Source organism: Halopseudomonas sp. (assembly GCF_047631575.1).
GTDB lineage: Bacteria > Pseudomonadota > Gammaproteobacteria > Pseudomonadales > Pseudomonadaceae > Halopseudomonas.
Map to the genome: position 1 here is coordinate 224,443 of NZ_JBLIAB010000005.1, position 23,359 is coordinate 247,801.

Genomic DNA, 23,359 nt, shown 5'->3' on the forward strand with positions numbered 1-23,359 from the left:
AACCCTGCCGTAGCAGGGTTTCCATTCATCTCGCTTGCGAGATGTTACTTCATCGCCCAACCAGTCAATTCAGCCAATGCCGAACCGATATCGGCCAGTGAACGCACGGTCTTGACACCAGCGTCTTCAAGCGCTGCGAATTTCTCGTCAGCAGTACCTTTACCGCCGGAGATGATCGCCCCAGCATGGCCCATACGCTTACCTGCTGGCGCAGTAACACCTGCAATATAGGACACGACCGGTTTGGTCACATTGGCCTTGATGTATGCCGCTGCTTCTTCTTCAGCGCTGCCGCCGATCTCACCGATCATAACGATCGCTTCGGTCTTCGGATCATCCTGGAACATCTGCAGAATATCAATGAAGTTGGAGCCCGGAATCGGGTCACCGCCGATACCGACGCAAGTAGACTGACCAAATCCTGCATCGGTGGTCTGCTTGACGGCTTCATAAGTCAGTGTGCCAGAGCGCGATACGATACCGACCTTGCCTGGCTGGTGAATGTGACCGGGCATAATGCCGATCTTGCACTCGCCCGGGGTGATAACACCGGGGCAGTTAGGACCGATCAACCGCACACCCAGAGTATCGCAGACAACCTTGGCATCCAGCATATCCAGAGTCGGAATACCTTCGGTGATACAGACGATCAACTTGATGCCGCTGTTGGCCGCTTCCAGGATCGAGTCCTTGCAGAACGGAGCAGGAACGTAGATCACGCTGGCTTCGGCACCCGTTTGCTCGACGGCTTCACGCACTGTATTGAAAACAGGCAGGCCAAGGTGGGTAGTACCACCCTTGCCCGGAGTGACGCCACCCACCATCTTGGTGCCATACTCGATGGCCTGTTCGGAATGGAATGTGCCCTGCGCGCCGGTGAAGCCCTGGCAAATTACCTTGGTGTCTTTATTGATCAGGATGCTCATTATTTACCCTCCGCGGCCTTGACGACTTGCTGGGCAGCGTCGGTCAGACTGGTTGCTGCGATGATGTTCAGACCACTCTCGGCGAGAACCTTGGTGCCGAGCTCGGCATTGTTGCCTTCCAGACGCACGACGACAGGAACCTTGACGCCGACTTCCTTCACCGCACCAATGATGCCTTCGGCAATCATGTCGCAACGCACAATACCGCCGAAGATGTTAACCAGTACTGCCTTCACATTGGTGTCGGACAGAATGATCTTGAACGCTTCGGTTACGCGCTCCTTGGTTGCACCGCCGCCCACATCCAAAAAGTTGGCCGGCTTGCCACCGTGCAGGTTGACGATATCCATGGTACCCATGGCCAGACCGGCACCGTTGACCATGCAACCAATGTTGCCTTCCAGCGCGACATAGTTCAGTTCAAATTTGGCAGCGTGGGCTTCGCGTGGATCGTCCTGTGATGGATCATGCATTGCACGCAGCTTGGGCTGGCGGTACATGGCGTTGCTATCGATACCGATCTTGGCGTCCAGGCAATGCAAATTGCCATCTTCCTTGATGACCAGCGGGTTGATTTCAAGCAATGCCAGATCGTAGTCGGCGAACAACTTGCCCAGACCAACAAAAATTTGTGTGAACTGCTTTATCTGATCACCCTTCAGACCCAGCTGGAACGCTAGGTCACGGCCTTGGTAAGGCTGGGGACCAACCAAAGGATCGATAACGGCCTTGATGATCTTCTCGGGCGTATCTTCAGCAACCTTCTCGATTTCCACGCCACCTTCGGTGGAAGCCATGAAAACGATGCGACGGCTGGAGCGGTCGACGACCGCACCCAGGTACAGTTCCTGTGCAATATCGGTGCACGACTCAACCAGGATTTTGGTGACCGGCTGACCGCTGGCATCAGTCTGATACGTGACCAGACGCTGGCCCAGCCATTTTTCAGCAAAGGCCTTGGCCTCTTCCCTACTCTTGATCAGCTTGACGCCGCCGGCCTTGCCGCGACCACCCGCGTGAACCTGGGCCTTGACAACCCACATGGTACCGCCGATCTTATCACACGCCTCTGCCGCTTCTTCTGGAGTATCTACTGCAAAACCTGTCGAGACAGGAAGGCCATACTCAGCGAACAGCTGCTTCCCCTGATATTCGTGAAGATTCATGCTTATCTACCGTTTTGATCGTGTAGGAACTGCGTTTCATAACCACGGACTCACAAGGCCGCCGTTACCCTTTATCACCCTGTGGGTGACCGCACCGATTACTCGGCCGGATTTGCCGATTTGTGATAAAGCCACCCGCACCAGCCGGTTCGCGAACGACCGCACGGTCACGGGGGCGATATATTACCGCTTCTTGCGGTTGGCGACATGTATTGCGTGACCATTCACCGCCAGCGCAGCTTCATGCAGCGCCTCGGAAACGGTCGGGTGAGAGAACACCATCATACCGAGGTCTTCTGCACTGGTACCAAACTCCATGCCGATCGCGCCCTGCTGAACCAGTTCGGCCGCACTTGGCCCGATCACATGAACGCCCAGTACACGATCGGTCTTCGCATCGGCGATCACTTTGACCATCCCACCCGCTTCGTTGGCAGCCACCGCACGACCGTTCGCCGCAAAGGGAAACACACCAACATTAATTTCAACGCCTTCCGCCTTGAGCTGCTGCTCGTTCTTGCCCACCCATGCAATTTCCGGGTGGGTATAAACCACAGAGGGAACCAGGTCATAATTCATGGCAGTTTTATGCCCAGCGATACGCTCGGCCACCATGACGCCCTCTTCCGAAGCCTTGTGGGCAAGCATCGTTCCGCGAACCACATCGCCAACAGCATAAACGCCGGGTACGCTGGTACCGCAGTAATCGTCGGCAAAGATCACACCGCGCTCATCCATATCAACGCCGGCGTCACTCGCAACGAGATTTTCAGTGTAGGCACGGCGACCAACTGCGACAATCAGCTTATCGAAGGTCAGTTGTTGCTCGCCTTCAGCATCGGTAAACGACACCGTGACTTGCTTACGCTTGATGTCAGTACCGGTAACGCGGGCGCCCAAACGTATCTGTAAGCCCTGCTTGGTAAATGTCTTAAAGGCTTCCTTGGCGATCTGGTCGTCAGCCGCGACCATGAACTTATCCAACGCCTCAAATACAACCACTTCGGCACCAAGTCTGCGCCAGACAGAACCCAACTCCATGCCGATGATACCGGCGCCAATAACGCCAAGCTTCTTGGGTACGCTGGTAAATTCCAGAGCGCCTGTAGAGTCGACGATAATATCGTCGGTCAATGGCGCCGGAGGGATCTCGATCGGGCGCGAGCCAGAAGCCAGAATGACATTTTCAGCTTCCAGTATAGTGACCTTGCCATCAGCATCAGTCACTTCAACTTTCTTGCCGGCCAGCAGCTTGCCGTGGCCTTCAATATTGGTTACGCCATTAGCCTTGAACAGGGCAGTAACACCGCCTGTGAACTGCTTGACGATCTTGTCCTTGCGCTCAAGCATCATTTTTATGTCGATGCTCAAACCCTTGGTTTCAATCCCGTGGACCTTGAAACCTTCCTTTGCTTCGTAAAACTTCCACGAACTATCCAGCAGGGCCTTGGATGGAATACAGCCCACATTCAGACACGTACCGCCAAGGGCCTGCTTACCGTCCTTGCCAACGTACTTTTCCACGCAGGCAACCTTCATGCCCAGCTGAGCGGCACGAATGGCAGCAACATATCCGGCGGGGCCGGCACCGATGACAACGACATCGTATTTATCACTCATAAACCAATTCCTCTTTCTGCAGCTCTATCCTGGGAGCCGCCGGGCACATTTTCACAAGCCCGGCGACATGCGACATGCCGCTTGAAGCCTGTAGCTAGATCAGATATCCAGCAACATACGGGCCGGATCTTCGAGCAAATCCTTGATCGCAACCAGGAAACTCACCGCTTCTTTGCCGTCGATCAGACGGTGGTCGTAGGACAGCGCCAGATACATCATCGGCAAAATCACAACCTGACCATTCACCGCCATTGGGCGCTCTTGGATCTTGTGCATGCCCAGAATAGCGGCCTGCGGCGGATTAACGATGGGTGAAGAAAGCAGCGAACCAAAAACACCACCATTGGAAATGGTGAAGGTGCCGCCTGTCATGTCTTCCATCGACAGCTTTCCGTCCTTGGCCTTGCGACCAAAAGCAGCGATGGTGCCCTCGATCGTAGCCAAACTCATGAATTCGGTATTGCGCAATATGGGTACAACCAATCCGCGCTCACTGGATACGGCGACACCAATATCCTGATAGCCGTGGTACACCACATCGCTACCGTCGATCGACGCGTTCACCGCTGGGTAGCGCTTGAGCGCTTCGGTAGCGGCTTTGATGAAGAAGGACATGAAGCCCAGACGCACGCCATTGTGCTTTTTCTCGAACAGATCCTTGTACTTGCTACGCAGATCCATGATCGGCTTCATGTTAACTTCGTTGAACGTCGTCAGCATCGCCATACTTGACTGGGCATCAACCAGACGCTCGGCAATGCGGGCGCGGAGACGGGTCATTGGCACACGTTTTTCGACGCGATCGCCCTCGGCCAGCGCAGCATTATCCACTGCGCCAGTCTTGGCTGCAGGCTTGGAAGCTTCGGCAGGCGCCTTGGCAGAAGCGGATTTCTTCGCTTCGACTGCGCTGACCACGTCTTCCTTGGTGACGCGACCACCCTTGCCGGTGCCTTCGATGCCTGAGGGGGCAAGACCATTTTCTTCCGCTATCTTGCGCGCAGCAGGGGACAGCATAGGCTCTTCACCGCTGGGCTTGGTGTCCTGCGCCGCTGACTTGTCGGCTTCGGCGGAGGGTGGGCTTTCGGTCTTTACTTCCGCCTTGGTAGCTTCCTTGGGTGCCGCAGCGCCCCCTTTTTCGAAGGTTCCAAGCAGTTCGCCGCTGAGAACTGTTTCACCCTCGCCTTTGACGATGTCGCCCATTACACCGTCAGCTTCGGCCAGCACTTCCATCACAACCTTGTCAGTTTCAATATCAACAATCAGCTCATCGCGCTTCACCGCGTCACCGGGTTGCTTGTGCCAGGTCGCTACCGTGCCATCGGCAACCGATTCGGGAAAAGTGGGGGCCTTGATTTCAATAGCCATTATCAATCCTTAAATTAATTCTCTGTTGTCTGCCAGATGCTCAAGCGGTAAGCGCGTCTTGCAATAGTTTTTCCTGCTGTTCTGCGTGCAGGGACGGATAACCACAAGCAGGTGATGCAGAGGCATCACGTCCAGCGTAGTCGAGATACAAATCCTTGACCTTGTGCTGGGCAAGAACCCGACGCATATGATGCTGACTGCAGTACCAGGCCCCCTGATTCATTGGCTCTTCCTGACACCAAACGACCTTCTCTAGGGCCTTGTACGGCGCCAGAACGTCGGCTAGATCATCTTCCGGGAACGGGTAAAGTTGCTCAATACGGATGATAGCGGCATCCTCGATGCCATCATTACGACGCTTCTCCAGAAGATCGTAATAGACCTTGCCGCTGCACATGACGACACGCTTGACCTTCTTCGGATCCAGAGTATCGAACTCAGACATCACCGTCTGGAAGGAACCGTCAGACAGGTCTTCCAGGCTCGAAACAGCCAACTTGTGACGCAGGAGTGACTTCGGCGTAAGCGCGATCAACGGCTTGCGTAGTGGACGGATCACCTGACGACGGAGCATGTGGTAAACCTGCGCCGGGGTAGAGGGCACACACACCTGAATGTTGTGCTCGGCGCTCAACTGCAGAAAACGCTCAAGACGCGCGGATGAATGCTCTGGGCCCTGCCCTTCATAACCGTGCGGCAGCAACATGGTCAGACCGCACAAACGTCCCCACTTGTGCTCGCCACTGGTAATAAACTGATCGATCACAACCTGAGCACCGTTGGCAAAATCGCCAAATTGCGCTTCCCACAGAATCAGGCCACAAGGACTGGTAGTCGCATAGCCATACTCGAACGCCAGTACGGCCTCTTCCGAAAGCAATGTGTCGTAAATATCCAGACGCGGCTGATTTTCTGACAGATTGGCAAGCGGGATGTAGGTAGAACCATCCTTCTGGTTATGCAATACGGCATGACGGTGGGAAAAAGTACCCCGACCAACATCCTGCCCGGTTATGCGTACCGGATGTCCTTCGTGGAGCAGCGTGGCGTACGCCATCGTCTCAGCGAAGCCCCAGTTAATAGGCAGCGCGCCCGCGGCCATCTTGCGACGATCCTCAACGATCTTGCCTACCTGACGCTGGATAACCAGGCCATCGGGCAGATCATTCAAGCGGTTAGCCAGATCCTGGAGAGTTTTGAGATCGGTACGGGTATCGTGTCGCGCCGTCCAGGTGTGGCCAAGATAGGGTGCCCAGTTAACAAAGGAGCTGGTATCCGGCTCCTTGACCAGACTTTTGACCACATGGTCGCCATTATCAAGCGCAGTGCGGTATTCCTCTATCTTCGCTTGCACATCGTCAGCATTAAGCGTGCCTTCGTTAACCAGACGCTCGGCATAGATTTCGCGTGTGGTCGGATGCTTACTGATCTTGTCATACATCAACGGCTGCGTGCCTGATGGCTCGTCTGCTTCGTTGTGGCCGCGCCGGCGGTAGCACACCAGGTCGATCACGATGTCACGCTTGAACTGCATGCGGTAATCAACCGCCAGCTGAGTCACGAACAATACCGCTTCGGGGTCGTCGCCGTTAACGTGGAAGATCGGCGCCTGAATCATCTTGGCAATGTCGGTACAGTATTCGGTCGAACGCGCATCATCCTGCCGGCTGGTAGTAAAGCCAACCTGATTATTAATAATGATGTGGATAGTACCGCCAGTCTTGAACGCGCGGGTCTGAGACATCTGGAATGTCTCCATGACCACGCCCTGACCGGCAAAAGCCGCGTCGCCATGAATGCTGACGGGCAAAACACGATCGCCTGAGCTGTCGTTTCGGCGGTCTTGGCGGGCACGAACAGAGCCTTCGACAACAGGCGACACGATCTCCAGGTGAGAGGGGTTGAAAGCCAGTGCTAGATGCGTCTCGCCACCGGACGTCATCACGTTAGAAGAGAAACCCTGGTGGTACTTGACGTCACCCGAGCTGAGATCGATCTTCTTCTTGCCTTCAAACTCGTCAAACAACTCGCGCGGGTTCTTGCCAAGAATATTGATCAGCACGTTGAGACGACCACGGTGAGCCATACCCAGTACCAGTTCTTGTGTTCCGTATGATCCCGAGCGCTGAATAATTTCATCAAGCATCGGAATCAGACTCTCACCACCCTCGACGCCAAAGCGCTTGGTACCCGGAAACTTGGTACCCAGATACTTTTCCAAACCTTCCGCCGCCGTTAGCCGTTCGAGCAAATGACGCTTGGTCGTAACCGAATGCTGGGGCTTGCCGCGCACGCTCTCCAACCGTTGCTGAAACCAACGGCGCTGGGTCGAGTCGACGATGTGCATGTATTCTGCGCCGAAGGTCGAGCAGTAAATCGCTTTCAACGTGTCGAGAATTTCGCGAAGAGGCGCTTCTTCCTTGCCTATATGCAACTCACCCGTGCGAAAGGATGTGTCCAGATCAGCGTCGGTAAGACCGTAGTCGGCCAATGTCAGATCAACGATTTCTTCTCGCTTCCACAAACCCAGCGGATCAAGATCAGACCCCTGGTGGCCGCGCGTTCGGAAGGCCTGGATCAGGCGCAGAACATCAACCTGCTTCTTTTCGTGAGCACTGCTGGTCTGACCGCCGGTCGCCGAAACAGAACGCCGCTGGTTCTTGGCTAGTAGCTGGAAGTGTTCGCGAATCGTGGAATGAGGAACATCCGATCCAGTATTACCGTTGGACTGGGGCAATTTCTGGAAATAGCTACGCCACTCATCGGCGATGCTGTTCGGATCGTGCAGATAGAGCTCATAAAGCTCCTCAACATAGGACGCATTCCCACCGGATAGATGAGAGGTGCTCCACAGCTGCTGCATTTCGCTGTCTGGCATGCTTGGTCACCCTCTGTAAGGGGATACCATCTGGCGCAAAGACCATTAACTGGCAAAAACTCTGCCATCCGTGCAAAACATGCGAAAAACCCTTGGCGTAATCTCTGCCAGCCGGCTCGTAGTGCCATGTTCTGCGAAACCGGAATATTGCCGGCCCCGACAGATAGTTCGGGTTTTACCCGATTGCCCCTGTTGGTTTAGGTACACAAACCGCGGCTTTGTGGGCTGCGATTCGATTAAATTCTGGCCGGCCTCTTGTAGCAGAAGCCGGCCGAGGTCCAACGTAGTGCAGACTCCGAATCTTCAGGTACCGCTCTGCAGCAACATGGTGCGGATGTGTCCGATAGCCCGGGTGGGGTTGAGACCCTTGGGGCACACACTAACGCAATTCATGATGCCACGGCAGCGAAACACGCTGAAGGGGTCATTCATGGCGGCCAGACGTTCCTCGGTGTGGGTGTCACGGCTGTCCGCCAAAAAGCGGTAGGCTTGCAACAAACCAGCAGGACCGATGAACTTGTCCGGATTCCACCAGAATGAAGGGCAGGAAGTGGAACAGCATGCACAGAGTATGCACTCGTACAGGCCGTCCAACTTCTCGCGCTCTTCGGGTGACTGCAGGCGCTCAATTGCGGGCGCCGGCGTGTCATTCTGCAAAAACGGTTGAATCTTTACGTATTGCTTATAGAAGATGCTCATATCCACTACCAAGTCACGTATGACCGGCAAACCAGGCAATGGACGCAACACCAGCTTGTTGTTTTTCACAACATCAGACAACGGCGTGATGCAGGCAAGACCATTCTTGCCGTTGATGTTCATGCCATCGGAGCCGCAGACGCCTTCACGACAAGAGCGGCGATAGGACATACCTACGTCGTTCTCCTTGACCAGCGCCAGTACGTCAAGAACCATGAGGTCCTTGCCACCGGTGTCAATCTGAAAATCTTCCATGTAGGGAGCGTTGTCGCTCTCGGGGTTATAACGGTAGACGCTTACTTGCAGCATATTGGTCACCCTTAATAAGTCCGGATTTTCGGTTCAAATGTAGGAACTGTCTTCGGCGTGAAATTGACCGCACGCTTTTTCAGCTCTTTTGTCTCAGGCATGTACAGGCTGTGGCAAAGCCAATTCACGTCGTCACGATCCTCGTAATCTTCACGAGCATGCGCACCACGACTTTCTGTACGCAGGTTAGCAGCTACAGCTGTTGCTTCGGCCACTTCCAGAAGATTTTGCAATTCCAATGCTTCGATACGCGCAGTATTGAACGCCTGGCTCTTATCATCGATCTTGACGGTAGCAATTCGCTCCCGCAAATCGGCCAGCTGTTTAATGCCCTTCTCCATGAACTCGCCGGTGCGGAACACACCGAAATAGTTCTGCATGCAGTTCTGCAACTCTTTACGCAGCGGCGCTACCTGCTCACCGGTCGTGCGGTTGTTGAGCGCGTCAAGGCGCGACAGGGAAGCTTCGATATCCGACTCGGAAGCCGAGCGGTGCTCGATACCCTCTTTGAGAGCGCTTTCCAAGTGCATACCCGCCGCACGACCAAACACAACCAGGTCAAGCAACGAGTTGCCGCCCAGACGGTTGGCACCGTGAACCGATACACAAGCGACTTCACCTACGGCGAACAAACCTTCAATAATCTTGTCCTTGCCATGTTCATCTTGAGTCATGGCCTGGCCATGAATATTGGTGGGAACTCCACCCATCATGTAATGGCAGGTCGGCACAACCGGAATCGGATCAGTAACCGGATCGACGTGTGCAAATGTCTTGGACAATTCGCAAATACCCGGCAGGCGGCTGTGCAGTACTTCTTCACCCAGGTGGTCGAGTTTGAGCAACACGTGATCACCGTCCGGTCCACAGCCGTTACCGGCGATAATTTCCTTGACCATGGAACGGGCCACAACGTCACGACCAGCCAAGTCCTTGGAGTTGGGCGCATAGCGCTCCATGAAACGCTCACCATGCTTGTTGATCAGGTAGCCACCTTCACCACGGCAACCTTCGGTAACTAGTGTACCGGCGCCAGCAATACCGGTGGGGTGAAACTGCCACATCTCGATATCTTGGACCGGCACACCAGCACGCAGAGCCATACCAATACCGTCACCGGTATTGATCAGGGCGTTGGTCGTGGAGGCATAGATACGACCTGCACCACCCGTAGCCAGCACGGTAGCTTTGGCGCGAATGTAAGCGGTTTCACCCGTTTCGATGCAAATCGCAACCACGCCGACAATGACGCCGTCCTGATTCTTCACCAGATCAACTGCATACCACTCATTCAGGAATGTCGTATCGTGCTTGATATTGTTCTGATAGAGCGTGTGCAACAGAGCGTGACCTGTACGATCCGCCGCGGCGCAGGTACGCGCTGCCTGAGTAGAGTCGTTTGGACCCTTGGACTGACCACCGAAAGGACGCTGATAAATACGACCTTGCTCGGTGCGAGAGAAAGGCAGACCCATATGCTCGAGCTCGAAAACCGCTTCCGGCCCTACCGAACACATGTACTCGATAGCATCTTGGTCACCGATATAGTCGGAGCCCTTGACGGTGTCGTACATGTGCCAGCGCCAATCATCATTCGGATCGGCAGAGGCAATAGCACAGGTGATGCCGCCTTGGGCGGAAACCGTGTGCGAACGAGTCGGGAATACCTTGGTAACCACGGCAGTCTTATGACCACCCTGAGCCAGTTGCAGTGCAGCGCGCATACCAGCGCCACCGCCACCAATGATGATGGCGTCAAAAGACAGTGTACGAATGTTAGCCATTTAGATACCCCAAAGGATCTGTACGCCCCAGACAAAATAGACAAATATTGCAAGCACACATAACGCCAAGAACAGAAGACGTCCGGTGGTTGCCCATTTGCCTAATGACATGGGAGTCAGGTAGTCAGTTGAAATGGTCCACATTCCGACCCAAGCATGAGCGCTTAGAGCCACTAGTGTGAGCAAACTGAAGATGCGCATCCAGTTCTGACTGAACAGTGCGCTCCATTCTTCATAGCCAAGACCCGGATTAAATACAATATAACCAAGCAGAAACAGCGTGTAGAGCGCGAGCACTACCGCAGAGACACGTTGCGCCATCCAGTCGTACAGACCACTACGCGACAGGTTAGTGACGTTGGTTACCATATCCAAACCCCCAAAAGAACAATCACAATGACTGAAAGCACGATCACCACTTGAGAGCCGCGCTTGCCGCTTTCCAATCCTTCACCCACGCCTGCGTCCATCACTAGGTGACGCACACCAGCAATAAGATGGTAAAGCAGGGCAGATAAAACACCCCACAGCACCAGCTTGGCGAGTGGATTTTGCAGGACGGATTGGGCTTGCTCAAACCCACGCTCGGAATCCAGTGACACGCTCAATAGCCAGAGCAATCCTGCAACGGCTATAAACATGATGATTCCCGACACACGATGAGCAATGGACGTCCATGCGGTGAGAGGCAGTTTGATTGTCCTGAGATCCAGGTTGACAGGTCTTTTGCTATTCACGGCTTTTTTCACACTCATGGCCCTTTTGTAACTCAGGGCTGGATTATAGGAAGGTGACTACTATGGGTACCCCAGTGGCTTAAAACATGACTCCCGAGGGGAGCAAAAAGCCACTTTGCCGGTGGTGGAGTATAGAGAGTTGACCCCCTGATTACAATGCAACTACGCCTTTGGAAGGCCCTTGTTACAACCCTCCAAGACCTTAACCACCCATAACAGCAATGCAAATAAAACCTTTTTATCTGCCTGATAACCATTCACTATCTGTAGAATTGACAAACCGATTTATCACCTTATAGTGATGCGGGCCCTGCATAGCTGGGGCGCATCCTTCCGATACCAGCAAACAGGAGGCCGACAATGGCTGACAAAAAGGCGCAGTTGATAATCGAGGGCAATGCCCCTATCGACCTGCCAGTATATTCAGGCACTCTCGGCCCCGATGTAGTGGATGTGCGCGGCCTGACCGCCGAAGGGTTCTTCACTTTTGATCCCGGTTTTATGGCAACTTCGTCCTGCGAATCCAAGATCACCTTTATCGATGGCGAGAATGGAGTGCTACTGCACCGTGGCTATCCCATCGAGCAGCTTGCAGAAAACGCCGATTTCCTGGAGACCTGCTTTCTGCTGCTCAAGGGCGAACTGCCTAATGACGCAGAGAAAGACGTATTTGTCAGCACCATCAAGAATCACACCATGGTGCACGAGCAACTCAAGACATTCTTCAATGGCTTTCGCCGCGACGCCCACCCCATGGCCATCATGTGTGGCGTAGTGGGCGCCCTGTCCGCCTTTTATCACGACTCGCTGGACATCAATGATGCGCATCACCGTGAGATTTCGGCGATCCGTCTGATTGCCAAGATGCCGACACTGGCAGCGATGGTTTACAAGTACTCCATGGGTCAGCCCATGATGTACCCGCGCAACGACCTGTCGTACTCCGAAAACTTCCTGCACATGATGTTCAATACGCCTTGTGATGAGAAGAAGGTCAACCCGATTCTAGCTAAGGCCATGGATCGCATTTTCGTACTGCATGCAGACCACGAGCAAAATGCCTCGACGTCGACCGTGCGCCTGGCCGGTTCCTCCGGAGCCAACCCCTTTGCCTGTATCGCGGCCGGCATTGCTGCTCTCTGGGGTCCCGCCCATGGCGGCGCCAACGAAGCTGTTTTGCGCATGCTGGACGAGATTGGCGACGTATCCAATATCGAAACCTTCATTGCCAAGGCCAAGGACAAGGACGACCCATTCAAGCTGATGGGCTTCGGTCACCGCGTGTATAAGAACTTCGACCCGCGCGCCAAGGTAATGAAAGAAACCTGCGATGAAGTGCTGGCCGAGCTGGGCATCAATGATCCGCAGCTGGAGCTAGCAATGAAGCTGGAAGAGATCGCGCGCAACGATCCTTACTTTGTTGAGCGCAATCTGTACCCGAACGTGGATTTCTACTCCGGCATCATTCTCAAGGCTATCGGCATTCCAGCCTCCATGTTCACCGTGATTTTTGCCACAGGGCGCACGCCTGGCTGGATCGCGCACTGGAACGAGATGATCAGCAGCCCCTACAAGATTGGTCGTCCACGCCAGCTGTACACCGGCGCCACCAAGCGCGATTACCCGAAAAAGTAATCCCGCAAGGTAAAGCGCTATCCATAAAAAACCCGCCTCGGCGGGTTTTTTTGTACTGATGACTATTGCAGCGGACCGGTTATGCCGTTTGCGCTTCCCACCAGCCTATTATCCGCAACGCCTGGGCCTGGGTCTGACCGCACACATCGGCGTTAGGCTGAAAACTTGAACATACTGCCGGACGATCCGACTGGCCAAAAATACCACATCGATATTGCGCATCGAGATGAATGCAGGCCACGCCAGCGGGCTTGCCATTGGGCATACCCGGTATCGGTGAAGTAATCGACGGCGCAATACAACAAGCGCCGCAATCAGGGCGGCAAATCATAGCAATTAAATCACTCGTCTCGATTCAGCCGGGCGAGCAGACTGGAGGTATCCCAGCGGCCGCCACCCATCGCCTGCACATCCGCATAAAACTGGTCGACAAGGGCAGTCACCGGCAGGCGCGCGCCGTTGTGGCGAGACTCATCCAGCACGATCGACAGATCCTTGCGCATCCAGTCCACCGCGAAACCGTAATCGAACTCGCCGGCCAGCATGCTCTTGTGCCGGTTATCCATCTGCCATGACTGCGCCGCGCCCTTGCTGATAACGTCCATCGCGGCCTCGCCATCAAGACCTGCACACTGGGCGAAATGTAGAGCCTCGGACAACCCCTGTACGAGGCCGGCGATACATATCTGATTGACCATCTTGGTCAACTGGCCCGAGCCGGTAGGGCCCATGCGCTTGAGCATCTTGGCATAACTGTTCATCACCGGCCGGGCAAAGTCGTATACCGACTCATCACCGCCCACCATGATTGTCAATTTGCCATTTTCAGCGCCGGCCTGACCCCCGGAAACAGGTGCGTCAAGAAAGCCCATGCCATTCTTCTGGGCGAGAGCTGCCATTTCCCGCGCAACATCGGCAGAGGCCGTAGTGTGATCGATAATAATCGTACCACTGCGAGCGCCCTGAAGTACGCCATGGTCCCCGGCCACCACCTCACGCAGGTCATTATCGTTACCCACGCAGACAATGACGAAGTCCTGCTCTCTAGCCGCCTCTGCTGGTGTCTTGCAAGCCCTGCCACCGTATTCAGCGACCCATGCATCTGCCTTGGCCGCCGTGCGGTTATAGACACAGACATCATGGCCCGCCCGCTTGAGATGTCCCGCCATGGGATAACCCATTACGCCCATACCGATGAATGCAATGTTAGCCATCACGCCTCCAGAGTAAGCTGCGATGTATGCCAGCGAGAACACGCGGCACAAAAAGCGAAAAGAATTTTGTCAGGCCCGATCATAGCAAATCCATTGCCGCAACCACACCGGCATCGGCATACTACGCGCCCTATCCATGCTCCGGAGGACTCCGAAGATGTTCAGCGTCAATCAGTACTTTGAAGGTAAAGTCGCTTCCATCGCTTTCCAGCAACCCGAAGGCCAGGCTACCGTCGGCGTAATGGCGCCCGGGGACTATGAATTTGGCACCAGCCAACTGGAAATCATGCATGTGATTACCGGCCAGCTTACGGTAAAACTGCCGGGTAGCGAACAGTGGGACACCTTCGCCTCTGGCAGCCAGTTTACCGTTCAAGCCAACAGTAAATTCAGCCTCAAGGTTGAACAGGACACAGCCTATCTGTGCGAGTACCGCTGATAGCCTAACCGCTAGACAGGTGGCGTTGTTGCCACCTGTTCGTGAAGCTGACTACTCTCGGTTCAGCGCCCCGCCATTCCCATCCGGTTTGTCTTCCGTCATACCCTTGGCGTAAACCTCGATAAACACCGGCGGCATGCGTTTGGGTTTACCCGTACTCACCTCTATGCAGACAAAGGTGGTCCGTGCACGCAGCAATGTCGCCCCATCAGACACCCGACACAGCTGAAAGTGACGCGTCATGCGCAGCTTCTTGTCCCAGTGGACAATCCAGGTTGCCATAACCAGATCATCCCCTTCGTAGGCCGCCCGCAGATAGTCAATCTCGTGGCGAAATACCGCCATGGCACGATCCAGCGTACGATAGTCCTCCACGCCCAGCCCCAGGGAGCTGGAATGCTGCCAGGCGCAGCGCTCCAGCCAACTGACATACACCGTATTGTTGGCGTGACCCAGACCATCGATATCCTCGGGCTGCACCGTGATATCCAGCGTATACGGATTATCCAAATCCCATTGCAGCATTAGATGCTTCCTCTATCCGATTGCAATCGCACACAGCATATCATTGCTCAAGCCCGTGACCGATGACACCGGGGAGAACCGCAGAGCAGGCAGGGCCAGCCTGGTGTAATCTTTGCTGAGACTTTGCAAGGAGTCAGATTTCATGTTCAAGCACCTGCACTTCCCGATACTGGTCATCAATCCCCATATAGGTCTCAAGGATGTGGCCGGCAGCCAACTAGCCGACCTGTTCAAGGCATTGGAGAGCGAGGGCTTCAAAGTACTGGCGACGGCTTCGGTTGATGAGGGACGGCTAATTGCCGAGGCTCACAGGGGTCTCTCCTGCATCCTGTTCACAGCTGACCAGGAGGGCGATCTGGATCAAGTGCGCGCACTGTTCCAGGCAGCCCACTCGCGCTCGCCAGAACTGCCCATCATGGCGCTGAGCACACGCCAGAATCTGGATAACGACAAGTTGACCGAGCTGCGCGACCTGCACCAGCTACGCGGTATCATTTATCTGTTCGAAGACACCCTGCCCTTCATCGCTGGCCAGATCGCGCGGACTGCACAAGCCTATCTGGGCAATCTGCTGCCCCCGTTTTTCAAGGCGTTACTAGACTACACCGGCCGTGCCAGCTACTCCTGGCATTCGCCCGGTCATGGCGGCGGCGTGGCGTTTCGCAAGAGCCCAGTAGGGCGCGCCTTCCATGACTTCTTTGGCGAGAACACCCTGCGTTCGGATCTCTCGGTATCGGTACCCAGTCTCGGCTCGCTACTCGATCACAACGGGCCCATTGCAGAGGCTGAAGCTAATACCGCCCGGGTCTTTGGTGCCGATCACAGCTTTTACGTGGTCAACGGTACATCAACGTCGAATAAAATTATCTGGCACGCCTTTGTCAGCCGTGATGACGTTGTGCTGGTGGACCGCAACTGCCATAAATCGATTCTCCACGCGATTATCATGACCGGTGCCATTCCGATCTATCTCACCGGCTCACGCAATGATTACGGCATCATCGGGCCGATTAGCCTTGACTCCTTCGCACCGGACAATCTGCGTCAGCGCCTGGCAGAACACCCCCTACTGCAGGGTCGCGAGGCGAAAATCCGTCTGGCCGTGCTGACCAACTCTACCTATGACGGCCTCTGCTACAACGCCGAATTGATCAAGGATGAGCTGGAGGATGCGGTTGACGTATTGCACTTCGACGAAGCCTGGTACGGCTACGCGGCTTTCCACGAATTTTACGCAGGTCGTCATGGCATGGGCAGCCAGCGCGGCTTCGAGCGCGCCAAACATCCCCTCGTATTCGCCACTCAGTCGCCGCATAAAGTCTTGGCAGCCATGTCTCAGGCCTCAATCATTCTGGCCGAGAACAGCGTAGATCAGCAGCTCGATCTGGACCGCTTCAATGAAGCTTTCATGATGCATACATCTACTTCGCCGCATTACGGGATCATCGCTTCGATCGACGTATCGACCGGCATGATGGCCGATGAACCGGGACGCTCTCTGGTGCAGGAAACCCTGGACGAGGCGCTGTCCTTTCGCCGCGCCATGCAGCAGACCGCTGAGCGCCTGGACGAAGATGAGTGGTGGTTCGATGTCTGGGAGCCCGATGACGCGCTCGAATCCGACGCACTGCTGCCGCACGACTGGACACTTGATGCCGGGGAAGCCTGGCATGGCTTTGGTGATATGGCCCACGACTATGCCCTGCTCGACCCAATCAAGGTCACGCTGCTCACCCCCGGAGTCGAAGAACATGGACGCCTGGCTAAAAGCGGCATACCGGCGGCGGTCGTTACGCGGTTTCTCGCCGAACGCGGTCTGGTAGTTGAAAAGACCGGTTTATACTCATTCCTGATTCTGTTTTCGCTGGGCATTACCAAAGGCAAATGGAGCACACTGGTATCGGAGCTGCAGGAGTTCAAACGCCACTATGATGGCAATACGCCCCTGACCGCCACGTTGCCCAGCGTGGCGGCTACCGGGCATTATCGCGGGCTTGGCCTGCGCGAGCTGTGCGAACAGCTGCATGGGTTCTACATGGAACAACGCATGGTGCGCACCCTGCGGCATATTTATACCGAGCTGCCGGAAATGGTCGTGCGACCAGCCGATGCCTACCAACAGATGGTCCGCGGTCAGGTCGAGATGGTCCCGCTGAACCAGCTGGCCGGACGCATCAGTGCCGTCATGCTGGTGCCGTACCCGCCGGGCATACCAGTGATTATGCCAGGCGAGCGTTTTCCATTCGACAGTACTGCCATCACCGACTTCCTGCAGATTGCTCAACGCCAGGACCAGCGCTTTCCCGGTTTTGAGAGCGACATTCACGGGCTGCGAAGCGGCGAGCGGCATGATAGTGAAAGTGTGTTCTATGTCGACTGCCTTAAGGCTGATTGAGGCACGGCGGCGAGCCTGGAATAGACACTCTGAACAAATTGCAGACAAAAAAAGGCCGACACGCATGTCGGCCTTGGTAATGGTGGAGCTATGCGGGATCGAACCGCAGACCTCCTGCATGCCATGCAGGCGCTCTCCCAGCTGAGCTATAGCCCCGTGGTCTTGCGACCCCGACACGCAAGGCGTGACGGTCAAACAATGGCGTCCCCTAGGGGACTCGAACCCCTGTTACCGCCGTGAAAGGGCGGTGTCCTAGGCCACTAGACGAAGGGGACGCAAACCCTTCTCACTGAGGCCGTAACCCCGGTGCAGTGATAAAACAGGCCAACGCAGAACGTTGACCAAAAAAATGGTGGAGCTATGCGGGATCGAACCGCAGACCTCCTGCATGCCATGCAGGCGCTCTCCCAGCTGAGCTATAGCCCCATCTCTAGGACGGGGCGCATATTATGATTCGAGCCCCGGCCTGTCAACAGAATTTTACGCAAAACAGCGACTTAAGCCCTTCTCAGGGCAGCAACTTCTCCCATGCCTTGGCTTCTTTCTTCGATGTACCACCGAGCAATTCAAGAGCCTGGCGCAGCCGGAAGCGAGTCAGATCAGGCCCCAGGTGCGCCATCGCATCAAGCACCGAAACCGAGGCAGCCTGGCCGGTAATGGCCGGAAACAACAGCGGCATCAGATCCCGCAATTTGAGCTGCAATACCTCGGCAATCTGCTGAATACTCGCCGTAATACTCACCTTGTCCCACTGCCGAGTCGCTTCGAGCTTCCACAACAGCAATTGTAAGGCTTGGCGTACTTCCTCCGCAGAGAGTTTCTTGTGCTCGAACAGCGCCGGATCGGGATGGACTTGGCCCGCCAGGAAAAAACCGGCCAGGGGTACCAGGTCGCTGAAGGTTTCGACCCGGCTCTGCACCAATGGGATCATCGGCCTGAGATACTCTGGATTCAGCGCCCAGGTCTGTACCGCCGAAGCAAAGGCATCTACTGACAGCTCCCGTATCCATTGACCATTGAGCCAGGCCAGCTTCTCGACATCAAAGATCGGGCCGCCCAGGGATACGCGCTGGATATCAAAGTGCGCAACCATTTCGTCGAGCGAAAACTTTTCGCTCTCATCGGGCATCGACCAGCCCATGCGGCCCAGGTAATTAAGAACTGCCTGGGGCATATAGCCCATGCGCTCATAAAAAGTGATGCTGGTCGGATTCTTGCGCTTGGACAGCTTGCTCTTGTCGGGATTACGCAGTAGCGGCATATGGCACAACTGCGGCATATTCCAACCGAAATACTGATACAACAGCAAATGCTTGGGCGCTGAATTGATCCACTCTTCGCCACGCAACACGTGGGTGATGCCCATCAAATGATCATCCACCACGTTGGCCAGGTGATAGGTCGGCAGGCCATCCGCTTTCATCAGGACCTGCATATCAACCTGTTCCCAGGGGATCTCGACTTCACCGCGCAACATGTCCTGCACGCTGCAAATACCGCTATCAGGTACCTTCATCCGCACCACATGCGACTCGCCATTGGCGACACGTGTGTTGGCCTCGGTCTGCGTCAGATGCAGACAATGTCCATCATAACCGGGGGTTTGCTTGTTGGCTGTTTGCTCGGCACGCAACGCATCAAGACGCTCGCTACTACAGAAGCACCGAAAAGCATGACCCCCGCTGATCAGTTTCTCACTGTGCTCAAAATAAATAGCACTGCGCTCGCTCTGACGGTACGGGCCATGCGGCCCGCCAACATCAGGACCTTCATCCCATACCAGCCCGAGCCAACGAAGCGAATCGAGAATCTGTTTCTCCGACTCGGCGCTGGAGCGCACCTGATCGGTATCTTCGATCCGCAGAATAAACTGGCCGCCGTGCTGGCGGGCAAAGCATTGATTGAACAATGCAATATAGGCTGTGCCCACATGGGGATCACCGGTAGGGGAAGGCGCAATACGGGTACGGACAGTCATGAAATCTCTCGTCATGTTGATTCGCGGGGGCCATGCCAGCAAGTACTAGCCAGGCAGGTCAGCCTCCTCGGCTGCAGATAATATCAGTGGCTTGGCCCCTGCCTCCACCTCGGAGCTCAGATACTTCTCGAGGCTTTCAATCATGAAGTCGATGAAGGCCTTGACCTTCATGGCCTGGAAGCGCCGCGACGGATACAGCGCGTATAGTTCGGTCGAAGGCAGTACAACGTGTTCCAGCACCCGACAAAGCAGGCCCTGTTCAACGTAGGGCTCGGCGATAAAGGCAGGCACGTTGATGATGCCCGCTCCGGCAATCGCCACTTCCCGGGCGAAGGTAATATTGTTCGCGACCAGTACCGGCGTGACCTGCACGCTGACATTTGGCTCATTAAAATGCCACTTGCGACCGCCATCCATCAGCGTATTGATACAGCGATGCTGGCTCAGCTCTTCCGGCCTCTTGGGCATACCGTACTGGGCGATGTAATCAGGGCTGGCGAAAAGCTGTCGTGGGCTGGTCATCATAGGACGGGCGACCAGACTTGAGTCCTGCAGACGCCCACGGTGAATCACGACATCGATCCCCTCTTCGACTGGATCAATGGTGCGCGTGGTGAGCTCGACCTCGACCTGAATCGCTGGATACCTGCGCATAAACTCGCCCACTACACGACCCAGAAACAATTGACCGAACTCGATGGGCGAGCTGACCCGCAACAAACCGGTAGGCTCGCTCTGCAGTTGCATGATTGCCTGCTCGGCTTCGGCGAACTCCTGCATGATCTGCCGGCAACGCTCATAATAAGCCTGACCGACCTCAGTCAAACGGAGCTTGCGCGTGGTGCGATTGAGCAAGCGCACGCCCAGGCGCTCTTCGAGCTGAGCAATACGCCGACTGACTGTCGATTTCTGCATATTCAACGTCAGCGCCGCGCTGGTAAAGCTATGGCACTCAACCACCCGGGTAAAAATCAGTGCGTCGTCTAATCCCATCTTCAACTGTTCCTTTGATGCAACAAAGTGTCCAGATTCTACCCCCTCTCTAGTGAGGTGCAACAGTGCTAGAGTGCTGACCAAGAATAAAAACAAGGAAATTACATGTCAGCCCGGGTCCGCACGCGTCTGTTACTCTTCTTCCTGGTTGCGGGCCTGATTGGTGGCGTTTTTTTTGCTAATTGGTGGTTTGTCGGTCAGTACTACCAAAGCACCGATAACGCCTATGTGCATGCCGAGATTGCTCGCGTTAGCAGCCAGCTCGACGCTCAGGTGGTCGAGGTACTGGTCAGCGATAACCAATTAGTCGACGTCGGCGATTTACTCGTGCGCCTCGATCCTCGGGACTTCGATATCGCCCTCGCCCATAGCCGCGCTAGCCTGGCCACCCGTCAAGCCGAGCAGCTAGAAGCCCAGTCCCGGCTAGCCCAGCAGGACAGCCTGATCGATTCGGCGCAGGCGGACGTCGAAGCCCGTCAGGCGGAGCAGAAGCGCATTCAGCTTGATATAGATCGCATCACACCGCTGCTGAAGTCCGGCTTTGCTTCCGAAGAACAGTTGAGTAACTTTCGCGCGCAACTGGCCGTGGCCAAGGCTCAGGTTCGCCGCGCGGCTGCGGACGCCCGCACCCAGGTACTGGTCAAGGACAGTTTGAATGCCGACGTTGGGCGCCTGGAAGCCGTGGTTGCCGCAGCGCAAGCGGATATCGGACGCGCAGAACTGGATCTGCAACGCACAGAGATCCGCGCCCCTATTGCCGGCCGTGTCGGCCAGCGCAGTGTGCGTACGGGCCTCAACGCCCAGCGCGGTGCGCATTTGTTGGCTCTGGTGCCGCAGCAGCAGCTGTGGGTACAAGCCAACTTCAAGGAAACTCAGATTGAGGGCATTCACCCTGGCCAGGAGGCAATGCTGACCTTCGATGCCTTTCCTGGTCAGGAAGTACTCGGGCGTATCGACAGCCTGTTTCCTGCCTCGGGCGCTCAGTTCAGCCTGTTACCGCCGGACAATGCCACGGGCAACTTCACCAAGGTGGTTCAGCGGATCCCGGTCAAAATCCTGATCGACAACGATCATCCGCTCAGCCCCGATTTACGGCCGGGTATGTCGGCCGAGGTAAAGGTGTCGCTGCGTGACTGAGGCCGTTGCCGAACAGGTTATACCGCCACCCGGCAGGCGTGATTGGATCGCCATCCTCAGCGCCATACTGGGCGCCTTCATGGCCATTCTGGATATCCAGATCATCAATTCCTCCCTGCGCGATATTCAGGGCGCCCTCTCGGCGACAATCGAGGAGGGCTCATGGATTTCAACTTCTTACCTGGTCGCAGAGATCATCATTATTCCGCTGGCCGCATGGCTCACCATGGTCATGTCCGCGCGACGTTTTGCGGTCGTTGTCTCTTCCTGTTTCGTGCTGGCATCGCTGCTGTGTTCCCTGGCCTGGAGCCTGGAGAGCATGATCGTTTTTCGAGTATTGCAGGGCCTGGCTGGCGGCGCACTGATCCCCTTCGCCTTCATGCTGGTATTGACCAAACTACCGCCGCCGGACCGACCCAAAGGCATGGCTATGTTTGCAGTCACCGCGACATTTGCACCCTCAATTGGCCCAACGATCGGCGGCTGGCTAACGCAGAATTATGGCTGGGAATATATTTTCTATATCAACATTGTCCCGGGCCTGCTGATGATCTCCGGTCTGCTGTACGGTCTTGAAAAGTCACCCCCACGCTGGGAACTGCTCAAGCAAGGTGACTATCTCGGTATCTTGACCATGGCGCTGGGTCTGGGCTGTCTGCAGGTATTTCTCGAGGAAGGGCATCGCGAAGACTGGCTTGAATCCAACCTGATGCTCGCACTGGCGGTCATTGCATTCATGAGTCTGGTCACCTTTATCATTTTGCAGCTGTCACGCCCCAACCCACTGGTCAACCTGCGCCTGTTCAAGGACCGCAATTTCCTCTTCGGTAGCCTGGCCAATATCGGCCTGGGTGTCGGTTTATACGGCACAGTGTTTGTGCTGCCGGTCTATCTGGCCCAGATTCAGGATTACAACGCATTACAAATTGGCCAGGTACTGATGTGGATGGGCTTACCACAGTTGCTGATCATTCCCTTGGTGCCCATCCTGATGCGTCATGTAGATGCACGCCTTATTTGCGCCACGGGATTTTCGCTATTCGCCTTCGCCAGCTTTTCCAGCGGCTCCCTGAGCTTGGATTTTGCTGGAGAGCAATTCATCGGCATTCAGATATTCAGGGCGATTGGTCAGCCAATGGTGCTGGTACCCATGTCGATCCTGGCCACCGCAATGATCCCGCCCTCCCAGGCCGGGTCGGCATCGAGCCTGTACAACATCCTGCGCAATCTCGGGGGCGCTATCGGTATCGCTGCGCTGGCAACCATCCTCGACAGCCGGGCCAAACACTATTTTGACTTCCTGCGCGAATCCATAGTCCCCGGCAACCCGGCGGTAGAGGAGCGACTGAAGGTGCTGACCGATCAGCTGGGCGACCCACAGACGGCGTTCATGGTGCTCAACAACCAGGTCCACCAACAGGCGCAAATCATGGCGTACAACGACGCCTTCCACCTGATCGGCATCATGCTTGCCTGCTCCATGGTCTTTGTCCTGATGGTTAAACCCATCCCCGGTGAGCCCGTCAACAAAACCTGATATTCGTCACTTTTTTTGACCG

General features: G+C 55.5%; 19 protein-coding genes and 3 tRNA genes. 5 read left to right on the forward strand and 17 right to left on the reverse strand.

Translation table 11 applies throughout. The annotated features are described in order from the left end of the window. Positions 1-44: 44 nt before the first annotated feature. The 9 genes from sucD to sdhC form a co-directional block, all read right to left on the reverse strand. On the reverse strand, positions 45-926 hold the full coding sequence (gene sucD, locus ACJAXR_RS11470) for a succinate--CoA ligase subunit alpha (protein ID WP_415058408.1): 882 nt from the start codon (positions 924-926) through the stop codon (positions 45-47). Continuing rightward, a complete protein-coding gene (sucC, locus tag ACJAXR_RS11475) occupies positions 926-2,092 on the reverse strand; it encodes an ADP-forming succinate--CoA ligase subunit beta (protein WP_415058409.1) in 1,167 nt (388 codons plus the stop codon). Before sucC ends, sucD begins: the two co-directional genes overlap by 1 nt. A 183-nt stretch (positions 2,093-2,275) precedes the next feature. Then, a complete protein-coding gene (gene lpdA, locus ACJAXR_RS11480; RefSeq protein ID WP_415058410.1) occupies positions 2,276-3,712 on the reverse strand; it encodes a dihydrolipoyl dehydrogenase in 1,437 nt (478 codons plus the stop codon). A 99-nt stretch (positions 3,713-3,811) separates the two neighbouring features. Then, complete coding sequence (gene odhB / locus ACJAXR_RS11485) at positions 3,812-5,077, reverse strand: 2-oxoglutarate dehydrogenase complex dihydrolipoyllysine-residue succinyltransferase (RefSeq protein WP_415058411.1); 1,266 nt, start codon at positions 5,075-5,077, stop codon at positions 3,812-3,814. A 40-nt stretch (positions 5,078-5,117) separates the two neighbouring features. Further along, positions 5,118-7,955: a 2-oxoglutarate dehydrogenase E1 component gene (locus ACJAXR_RS11490; protein WP_415058412.1), complete on the reverse strand. Its 2,838-nt coding sequence runs from the start codon at positions 7,953-7,955 to the stop codon at positions 5,118-5,120. A 303-nt stretch (positions 7,956-8,258) separates the two neighbouring features. Then, the gene (locus ACJAXR_RS11495) at positions 8,259-8,963 is read right to left on the reverse strand and encodes a succinate dehydrogenase iron-sulfur subunit (RefSeq protein ID WP_415058413.1); all 705 of its coding nucleotides are present in this window, start codon (positions 8,961-8,963) and stop codon (positions 8,259-8,261) included. Between the two features lie 11 nt (positions 8,964-8,974). After that, positions 8,975-10,747 carry a succinate dehydrogenase flavoprotein subunit gene (gene sdhA, locus ACJAXR_RS11500; protein WP_415058414.1) on the reverse strand — a complete coding sequence of 591 codons (1,773 nt, stop codon included), beginning with the start codon at positions 10,745-10,747 and terminating at the stop codon, positions 8,975-8,977. Next, positions 10,748-11,116 (reverse strand): succinate dehydrogenase, hydrophobic membrane anchor protein, encoded by a 369-nt coding sequence (gene sdhD / locus ACJAXR_RS11505; RefSeq protein WP_415058415.1) that lies wholly within the window; start codon positions 11,114-11,116, stop codon positions 10,748-10,750. Then, positions 11,110-11,484, reverse strand: a complete 375-nt coding sequence (gene sdhC / locus ACJAXR_RS11510; protein ID WP_415058451.1) for a succinate dehydrogenase, cytochrome b556 subunit — start codon at positions 11,482-11,484, stop codon at positions 11,110-11,112. The genes sdhD and sdhC overlap by 7 nt, the downstream gene beginning before the upstream one ends. Before the next feature lie 360 nt (positions 11,485-11,844). Between sdhC and gltA the strand changes: the two genes are divergently transcribed. Beyond that, positions 11,845-13,119: a citrate synthase gene (gene gltA / locus ACJAXR_RS11515; protein ID WP_415058416.1), complete on the forward strand. Its 1,275-nt coding sequence runs from the start codon at positions 11,845-11,847 to the stop codon at positions 13,117-13,119. A 79-nt stretch (positions 13,120-13,198) separates the two neighbouring features. Here the strand turns inward: gltA and ACJAXR_RS11520 are convergent, their stop codons facing one another. Next, positions 13,199-13,450: a YkgJ family cysteine cluster protein gene (locus ACJAXR_RS11520; protein WP_415058417.1), complete on the reverse strand. Its 252-nt coding sequence runs from the start codon at positions 13,448-13,450 to the stop codon at positions 13,199-13,201. Positions 13,451-13,460: 10 nt separating this feature from the next. Beyond that, a complete protein-coding gene (locus ACJAXR_RS11525) occupies positions 13,461-14,333 on the reverse strand; it encodes an NAD(P)-dependent oxidoreductase (RefSeq protein WP_415058418.1) in 873 nt (290 codons plus the stop codon). Positions 14,334-14,490: 157 nt separating this feature from the next. Here ACJAXR_RS11525 and ACJAXR_RS11530 point away from each other — a divergent pair, with 157 nt between their 5' ends. Then, complete coding sequence (locus tag ACJAXR_RS11530; RefSeq protein WP_415058419.1) at positions 14,491-14,772, forward strand: pyrimidine/purine nucleoside phosphorylase; 282 nt, start codon at positions 14,491-14,493, stop codon at positions 14,770-14,772. Between the two features lie 51 nt (positions 14,773-14,823). Here ACJAXR_RS11530 and ACJAXR_RS11535 read toward each other — a convergent pair whose 3' ends face one another. Further along, complete coding sequence (locus ACJAXR_RS11535) at positions 14,824-15,297, reverse strand: acyl-CoA thioesterase (protein ID WP_415058420.1); 474 nt, start codon at positions 15,295-15,297, stop codon at positions 14,824-14,826. Positions 15,298-15,439: 142 nt separating this feature from the next. Here ACJAXR_RS11535 and ACJAXR_RS11540 point away from each other — a divergent pair, with 142 nt between their 5' ends. Beyond that, positions 15,440-17,692, forward strand: a complete 2,253-nt coding sequence (locus ACJAXR_RS11540; protein WP_415058421.1) for an Orn/Lys/Arg decarboxylase N-terminal domain-containing protein — start codon at positions 15,440-15,442, stop codon at positions 17,690-17,692. Between the two features lie 80 nt (positions 17,693-17,772). On the opposite strand, the gene ACJAXR_RS11545 is transcribed toward ACJAXR_RS11540, so the two are convergent. The 5 genes from ACJAXR_RS11545 to ACJAXR_RS11565 form a co-directional block, all read right to left on the reverse strand. Next, positions 17,773-17,848, reverse strand: a tRNA-Ala gene (locus ACJAXR_RS11545). A gap of 43 nt (positions 17,849-17,891) precedes the next feature. Next, positions 17,892-17,967, reverse strand: a tRNA-Glu gene (locus ACJAXR_RS11550). Positions 17,968-18,042: 75 nt separating this feature from the next. Next, positions 18,043-18,118: transfer RNA gene (locus ACJAXR_RS11555), tRNA-Ala, on the reverse strand. An 82-nt stretch (positions 18,119-18,200) separates the two neighbouring features. After that, entirely contained in the window at positions 18,201-19,670 is a 1,470-nt protein-coding gene (gltX, locus tag ACJAXR_RS11560; protein ID WP_415058422.1) for a glutamate--tRNA ligase, read from the reverse strand. Between the two features lie 45 nt (positions 19,671-19,715). Continuing rightward, the gene (locus tag ACJAXR_RS11565; RefSeq protein WP_415058423.1) at positions 19,716-20,663 is read right to left on the reverse strand and encodes a LysR family transcriptional regulator; all 948 of its coding nucleotides are present in this window, start codon (positions 20,661-20,663) and stop codon (positions 19,716-19,718) included. Positions 20,664-20,768: 105 nt separating this feature from the next. Between ACJAXR_RS11565 and ACJAXR_RS11570 the strand changes: the two genes are divergently transcribed. Both ACJAXR_RS11570 and ACJAXR_RS11575 read left to right on the forward strand, forming a co-directional pair. Then, complete coding sequence (locus ACJAXR_RS11570; protein ID WP_415058424.1) at positions 20,769-21,800, forward strand: HlyD family efflux transporter periplasmic adaptor subunit; 1,032 nt, start codon at positions 20,769-20,771, stop codon at positions 21,798-21,800. Beyond that, the gene (locus tag ACJAXR_RS11575; protein WP_415058425.1) at positions 21,793-23,337 is read left to right on the forward strand and encodes a DHA2 family efflux MFS transporter permease subunit; all 1,545 of its coding nucleotides are present in this window, start codon (positions 21,793-21,795) and stop codon (positions 23,335-23,337) included. Before ACJAXR_RS11570 ends, ACJAXR_RS11575 begins: the two co-directional genes overlap by 8 nt. Positions 23,338-23,359: the final 22 nt, after the last annotated feature.